The sequence below is a fragment of the Pseudomonas sp. PICF6 genome (assembly GCF_009831705.1).
In the GTDB taxonomy this organism is placed as follows: domain Bacteria; phylum Pseudomonadota; class Gammaproteobacteria; order Pseudomonadales; family Pseudomonadaceae; genus Aquipseudomonas; species Aquipseudomonas rhizophila.
Map to the genome: position 1 here is coordinate 438,448 of NZ_WUUD01000032.1, position 6,929 is coordinate 445,376.

At 60.8% G+C, this 6,929-nt stretch carries 7 protein-coding genes; 5 read left to right on the forward strand and 2 right to left on the reverse strand.

Going from position 1 to position 6,929, the window contains the following annotated elements; all coding sequences use genetic code 11:
* Positions 1-22: 22 nt before the first annotated feature.
* The gene (elbB, locus tag GSM73_RS22575; RefSeq protein WP_160893865.1) at positions 23-691 is read left to right on the forward strand and encodes an isoprenoid biosynthesis glyoxalase ElbB; all 669 of its coding nucleotides are present in this window, start codon (positions 23-25) and stop codon (positions 689-691) included.
* Positions 692-810: 119 nt separating this feature from the next.
* On the opposite strand, the gene GSM73_RS22580 is transcribed toward elbB, so the two are convergent.
* Positions 811-1,266, reverse strand: coding sequence for a YaiI/YqxD family protein (locus GSM73_RS22580; protein ID WP_047226107.1), 456 nt, complete (start codon positions 1,264-1,266; stop codon positions 811-813).
* A 108-nt stretch (positions 1,267-1,374) separates the two neighbouring features.
* Positions 1,375-3,273: an FTR1 family protein gene (locus GSM73_RS22585; protein ID WP_047226108.1), complete on the reverse strand. Its 1,899-nt coding sequence runs from the start codon at positions 3,271-3,273 to the stop codon at positions 1,375-1,377.
* A 311-nt stretch (positions 3,274-3,584) separates the two neighbouring features.
* Here GSM73_RS22585 and GSM73_RS22590 point away from each other — a divergent pair, with 311 nt between their 5' ends.
* From GSM73_RS22590 to GSM73_RS22605, 4 genes are all read left to right on the forward strand, one after another.
* The gene (locus tag GSM73_RS22590; RefSeq protein WP_047226109.1) at positions 3,585-4,982 is read left to right on the forward strand and encodes a COG3014 family protein; all 1,398 of its coding nucleotides are present in this window, start codon (positions 3,585-3,587) and stop codon (positions 4,980-4,982) included.
* A gap of 18 nt (positions 4,983-5,000) precedes the next feature.
* On the forward strand, positions 5,001-5,372 hold the full coding sequence (locus GSM73_RS22595) for a YcfL family protein (protein ID WP_047226110.1): 372 nt from the start codon (positions 5,001-5,003) through the stop codon (positions 5,370-5,372).
* Between the two features lie 162 nt (positions 5,373-5,534).
* Positions 5,535-6,122, forward strand: a complete 588-nt coding sequence (gene lpoB / locus GSM73_RS22600; RefSeq protein WP_047226111.1) for a penicillin-binding protein activator LpoB — start codon at positions 5,535-5,537, stop codon at positions 6,120-6,122.
* A gap of 3 nt (positions 6,123-6,125) precedes the next feature.
* A complete protein-coding gene (locus GSM73_RS22605) occupies positions 6,126-6,869 on the forward strand; it encodes a hypothetical protein (protein ID WP_047226112.1) in 744 nt (247 codons plus the stop codon).
* The last annotated feature ends 60 nt before the right edge of the window (positions 6,870-6,929 follow it).

The window sequence follows — 6,929 nt, forward strand, 5'->3', positions numbered from 1 at the left end:
CCATGAATCTGGAGAAAAGCCCATGAGCAAAAAAGTTGCAGTGATCCTTTCCGGCTGTGGCGTGTATGACGGTGCAGAGATCCAAGAAAGCGTGATCACCTTGCTGCGCCTCGACCAGCGCGGCGCACAGGTGCAGTGTTTCGCCCCCGACATCGCGCAGTTGCAGGTCATCAATCACCTGACCGGCGAGCAGATGCCCGAGAGCCGCAACGTATTGGTGGAGTCCGCCCGGATCGCTCGGGGCAATGTAAAGGATTTGCGCGAAGCCAACGTCGAGGACTTCGACGCGCTGATCGTGCCTGGCGGTTTCGGCGCGGCGAAGAACCTCTCCAACTTTGCCGTCGAAGGCGCGGGCTGCTCCGTCCAGCCGGAGGTTCTGGCGCTGACCGAAGCCTTTGCCGAGGCCGGAAAACCGGTGGGGCTGATCTGCATTTCCCCGGCCCTGGCGGCAAAAATCTATGGTCCGGGGGTGACCTGTACCATTGGCACAGATACCGACACTGCCGCCGCCGTTACCAAAATGGGCGGCATCCACGAAGACTGCGCTGTCACCGATATCGTCGAAGACACTGCGCGCAAGCTGGTCAGCACGCCGGCCTACATGCTGGCGCAGAACATCAGCGAAGCGGCTTCGGGGATCAATAAACTGGTGGACCGGGTGCTGGAGTTGACTCACGAGAATGACGAGTAACACCACCCTTCAATGTGGGAGCGAGCCTGCTCGCGAAGGCGTCAGTTCAGTTGATGTATCTGTTTGCTGACACACCGTCATCGCGAGCAGGCTCGCTCCCACAAGAGGTCCGAGCAGACTCAGGAAGTTCGGGCCAAGCGCGTCAGTATCCGATCCAGCGCATTGGCGAACCCTTGCTTGTCCCGCTCGCTATACGCTGCCGGCCCGCCGCCCATATGGCCCTGCTCACGCAAGTCGGTGAACAGGTTGCGCACCGCCAGCCGATCACCCATGTTCTGCGCATCGAACTCCTTGCCCCGCGGATCCAGTGCCGCAACCCCCTTCTTCACCAGCCGGTCAGCCAACGGTACGTCGCTGCAGATCACCAGCTCACCCGGCACGGCATGCTCCACCAGGTAATCGTCCGCCGCGTCAGGCCCGCTGGGCACCACGATCAGCTTCACGCAGGCCAAGGCCGGCTTGATCTGCGGTTGGCCGGCCACCAGCACCACTTCGAAGCGGCGTTTCAAGGCGAACTTGACCACCAGTTCCTTCGCGGCCTTGGGGCAGGCGTCGGCGTCGATCCATACACGCATTGAGTTTTTCCTCTAATTAAAAGCATCGCGGGCAAGCCTTGCTCTCACAGGCGAATACTGACTGTGGGAGCAAGGCTTGCCCGCGATTATGAGCGCAGCGAATGCTGTTCAGGAAACCTGGACCCTACGCTTCTCCGCCACCCGACTGCGCCCGTACAACACCAAAATGGCCACGATCGCCACCACTTGGGCGGCCAAGGAATAAGCATCGGCGTGAATGCCCAGCCAGTCGAAATCGAAGAACGCCACCGGACGGGTGCCAAAGATCCCGGCTTCTTGCAGCGCCTTCACGCCATGACCGGCAAAAACCACCGACAGCGCGCAGAGCAATCCGGCATTGATGCTGAAAAACAACGCCAGCGGCAGTTTCGCCGAGCCGCGCAGAATCACCCAGGCCAACCCCACCAACAGCACCAGCGCCGTGGCGCCGCCAGCCAACACGGCATCATGCCCGGCGGGACCGGCTTGCAGCCACAGGGTTTCGTAGAACAGGATCACTTCGAACAGCTCGCGATAGACCGAGAAAAACGCCAGGATCGCAAAACCGAAACGTCCGCCGCCGCCCACCAGACTGCTCTTGATGTAATCCTGCCAGGCCGCCGCGTGACGTCGGTCGTGCATCCACACACCCAGCCACAGCACCATCACACTGGCAAACAAGGCCGTTGCGCCTTCGAGCAATTCGCGCTGGGCGCCGCTGACGTCAATCACATAGGCGGCCAGCCCCCAGGTCGCCAGACCAGCCAGCAGCGCCAGCCCCCAACCGACGTTGACGCTGCGAACCGCTGACTGTTGACCGGTATTGCGCAGGAACGCCAGGATCGCCGCCAGCACCAGAATCGCTTCCAGCCCTTCGCGAAGCAGAATCAGCAAGCCCGAGATGTAACTCAACGACCAGCTCAAACCGTCGCCACCCAGCAAATTCGCCGACTCCGTCAGCTTGGCCTTGGCCGCGTCCAGGCGCTGCTCGGCCTGCTCGACCGACAAGCCATCCTGCAACGACTGACGGTAGGCCATCAGCGCTTTTTCAGTGTCCTTGCGCACATTGGCATCGACGTTATCCAGCGAACTTTCCACCAGCTCGAAACCTTCCAGGTAAGCGGCTACCGACAAGTCATAGGCTTGGTCGTGATCACCGGCGCGATACGCCGCGATGCTCTTGTCCAGGGTGGTGGCGGTGTAGTCGAGCAACTGCGCCGGGCCACGCTGCACTTGTGGCGGCTGGGCACGCTGGGCGCGAAAGGTGGCTGCCGCTTCAGGGCCCTGCGCCGCGAGGATTTCGGCCGGTGTCTGGCGCGCCAGATCAGCGAGGTTAAAGGTCTGTCCGCTTTTAGCGGCCGCCGGATCGGCGCTGAAGCTGGCGATGTACGTCGCCAGGTCCCAGCGCTGACGGTCGTCGAGCTGATCGGCAAAGGCCGGCATGTCAGTGCCTTCGACGCCCATGCCAAGCGTGTTGTAGATCGCGTAGAGACTCAGATGATCCAGGCGCGCCCCATCGCGCAGGTTGGCGGGTGCAGGCTCCAGGCCGACACCGGCGGGACCGTCGCCAGCCCCGCTGTCACCGTGGCACACCGAGCAATTTTGCGCATACAGCGGCGCACCGCGGGCCGGGTCCGGGGTGATCACCGGCGCCTGACTGACCTCATACGCCACCGCCAGTCTGGCCCCCAGTTGCCGCGCCAGGCGGGCGACCTCATCGCCGTCCTGATGCGCGGTGATGGCGCTGCGCAAGGCGCCGACGCCTTGTGTCAGCTCTGCTTTTTCAGGTTTGGCTGGCAGCGCAACGATCAGCCCTTCCAGGCGCTGGGTAAATTCCAGTTGCTCGCGGTATTCAGACTCGTCGACAACCTTGCCCGCCTGCACCGTCGCCGGATAATCCGCCCCGATGTAATCCAGTAAATGCAGCGCCTGGGGGGCGCCCTCCAGGGTGTCGGCCAATAGATTGGCGCTGCATAGCGCAAACAACGGCAGCGCTAGCCAGGCCAGAAAACGGTACGGGGCAGTCATGAATGACTCTCAGATGGAAATAAGAAGTAACACATTGTTCACTTCCAATGACCTTGACTCAAGGGTTGATGTGTTTCTGAAGCAGATTTCATCGGATCTTCACGCTTGGAAGTGATGTCACAAAAACCGCATTACGAGATTAAAAAGCCATTACATAGCCAACGGCCATGTTTATAATCCCGCCGCCCTCTTATTGTCCGAAGGCATAAAAGCTCCTCCGGTTATGAGGAACCGACAGCGCCCGGCGCTCGTCCGTGGATCGTCCCAGCCCGACCCGCACCCCCGGCTGATACCTCAGGGAAGAAGTATTCATGGCATCCCGTGCCGCTCTTTCGATCGCCCTCGGCGCGATCACCTTGTTGTCTGGCTGCTCTGCGTTTCGCAACTACGACAGCGAATTGGCCCAGACCAATCAGCAACTGGCTTCCGGCAACGTCGACGCGGCGTTGACCCTGCTGGAGAAGAACAACACCAGCCAAGACAAAGACCTGCTGTATTTCTTCGAAAAAGGCGAACTGTTGCGCGCCAAGGGCGACCTGCCCGGCAGTCAGGCTGCCTGGTCCAGCGCCGATCAGCAGGTGGGTCAGTGGGAAGATGCAGTCAAGCTCGACACAGGCAAATATCTGGCACAGTTCGGCAGCTTTCTGGTCAACGATAAAGTTCGACGCTACGAAGGCTATGACTACGAAAAGGTCATGCTGACCACGCAGATGGCCCTGAACCAGCTGGCCGTGAACGACTTCGACGGCGCGCGGATGCAGATCAAGAAAACCCACGAGCGCGAAGCGGTGATTGCCGACCTGCGGGACAAGGAATACCTCAAGCGCGAGGAAGACGCCGAGAAGCAAGGGGTCAAGACCGAGTACAAGGACCTGCAGGGCTACCCGGTGGCCAGCCTCGACGCGCCGGAAGTGATCAGCCTGAAAAACAGCTATCAGAGTGCGTTCAGCCATTACCTAGCCGGGTTCGTCTATGAAGCCTTGGGCGAAAAAGACCTGGCCGCTCCGGGTTATCGCAAAGCCGCCGAACTGCGTCCGAATACGCCGTTGCTGGAGCAGGCATTGATCAACCTCGACAAGCCCGCTGGCAAGAAGGATGAAAGCGACATCCTGATTGTGGTGCAGAGCGGCCTGGCGCCGTCCCGGGACTCGATCCGCATTCCCCTGCCCCTGCCCATCAGCGGCAATGTGGTGATCACGCCACTGTCATTCCCCCTGATCAAGCCTGACACCTCCACCGCCACGTTCACTCAAATCGGTGTCGACGGTCGTCAACTGGACCTGACCCAGCTCAACAGCACCACAGCCATGTCCCGCCGCGCCCTGCGCGACGACATGCCCGGCATCATCCTGCGCACAACCGTGCGCGCGATCACCCGTGGCGTGGCGCAAAAACAGATCAACGAAACCAATCCCCTGGCCGGCCTCGCGGTGGGCCTGACCTCGGCCGTGCTGGAAGGCGCGGACACCCGGACCTGGCGTACCCTGCCGGACTACACCCAAGTGGTGCGTCTGCGCCTGAAAAAAGGTGAACACCACGTCACCTTGCCGAGCGCGGTGGGCGGTTCGGTGGTCAAGGTTACCGTCGATCAGCGTTACCAGGTCATCAGCCTGCGGGCGGTGGGCAATCAGGTCTTCGCCGGTGGCCTGGCCGCCCAGGTGATCCCGAGCACCAACCCGACCGCCGTCGCCAGCATCAAGCAACCTTAAGAACGGAGTCTTGTTCAAATGCGTTTAAAACTGATCACCCTCGGTGTCCTGGCCTTGCTGGCCGGTTGCGCCACCCCTGCGCCGCCGGAGCCGGGCAGCGCCGCCAGCAAAGTCGTGGCCATGGGCAAGCAGAAAAACATCGTGGTCGGCGCCATGCGCGTGGCCCGGGAAAACGGCTACCTGACCGTCAATGTGCAGTTGAGCAACACCAGCTTCAACAACAAGACGATGTACTACCGCTTTGCCTGGTTGGGACCGGAAGGCTTTCCGGTTGCCGAGGAAGAAACCTGGAAAAGCCTGACGCTGTACGGCGAACAAACCAGTTTCCTGCCGGCTATCGCACCGACCCCCAAGGCTGTGGATTTCCGATTGGAAATCAATACGCCTTGAGCCACACACCTGTGGGAGCGAGCTTGCTAGCGATAGCAATGCATCAACCAGCAATGCGCTTGGCTGACAGACCGCTATCGCGAGCAGGCTCGCTCCCACAAAAGGCTCTACTGACTGGCACCACGCGTTAACCCTAATTTTTCAGCTTTCGAGAGCACTCCCATGTTTGTACGCATTTCATCCCTCGCCCTGGCCGCCCTGCTGGTCAGCGGCTGCGCCAACAACTCTCCGGTCCTGGGCAGCAAGAACATCAGCTACGGCGACACCAAGGCCGTGGAAACCGTGACCAACGAATTCGGCTCCACCGACCTGCAAATGATCGCCGAGTCCATGACCCGCTCCCTGGCCCAGTCCGGCATTCTGCAGGGCCGCCCGGTGGTTCAGGTCTATGACGTGAAGAACAAGACCAGCGAGTACATCGACACCCGCGAGATCACCACCAGCATCAAGACCCAATTGATGAAGACCGGTGCGGCACGTTTCGCCAGCGACAACAACGCCATGGACAGCCAGGTTGACCAGCTCAAGCTGCAAAACCAGAGCGGCCTGTACAAGAAAAGCACCGTGGCCAAGACCGGCAACATGATCGCGGCCAAATACCGCCTCGAAGGCTCCATCAGCTCGATCGTCAAGCGCAGCAGCGACTACAAGGACGTCTTCTACAAATTCAGCCTGCAATTGATCGACGTCGAAAGCGGTCTGGCCGAGTGGATGGACGAGAAAGAAATCCGCAAGACCACGGAGCGCTAAGCCATGCGCACATGGATCGGCATCATGGCCCTGGCCTGCGCATTCGGCGCCCAGGCGGCCCCGAAAGTCGCGGTCACTGACCTGGCGTACCAGCAACGGGTGGAGGAATACATCCACACCGTTTCGGCCCAGAGCAACTTCCAGGCGAACCCTTACAGCGCCAGCGCTTCGTCGAGCTACGACGAGATGGAAGCCACCACCAGCTACATCGAGCAAGGCGAACTGCGCAAGTTCACCGGCGACATCAAGGGCGAAATCCTGCGCAGCGGGATGTTCCAGCTCGTGCAAGGCACGCCCCACACCGCTTCGTCCACGGGCGACGTCTATGACGTGATCAAGCGAATCAAGGCCGGGCACTTCAAGGGCGCCGATTACGTGCTGTTCGGCACCGTATCGGACATCGACTTCACCCGCGACATCAATGAACTGGCCAATACCAACAGCTACTCGGCGGTGCTCGCCTTGACCCTGGTGGCGGACTTCAGCCTGATCAACACCAAAACCTACGAAATCACCTCGGCCTTCACCGCCATGGGTGAAGGCCAGGACACCAAGCTGCTGAATCACCGGGACGTACGCATCAACCTCAACCGCCCGCGAGTCGTGCGCGAGGTGTCCAAGGCCCTGGGTGAGGACGTAGCGCGGCAACTGAGCGAACAACTTGGCGGGCCGAACTACGAACAAGCCGGCGAGCCTGCGCCGCGCAACAACCTGCCACGGGATACCGCGCCGGTCATTTTGCGCTAAGCGGTTCAGCGATTATTTTGTGGCGAGGAGATTTATCCCCGCCACATTGGAACCGGCGGG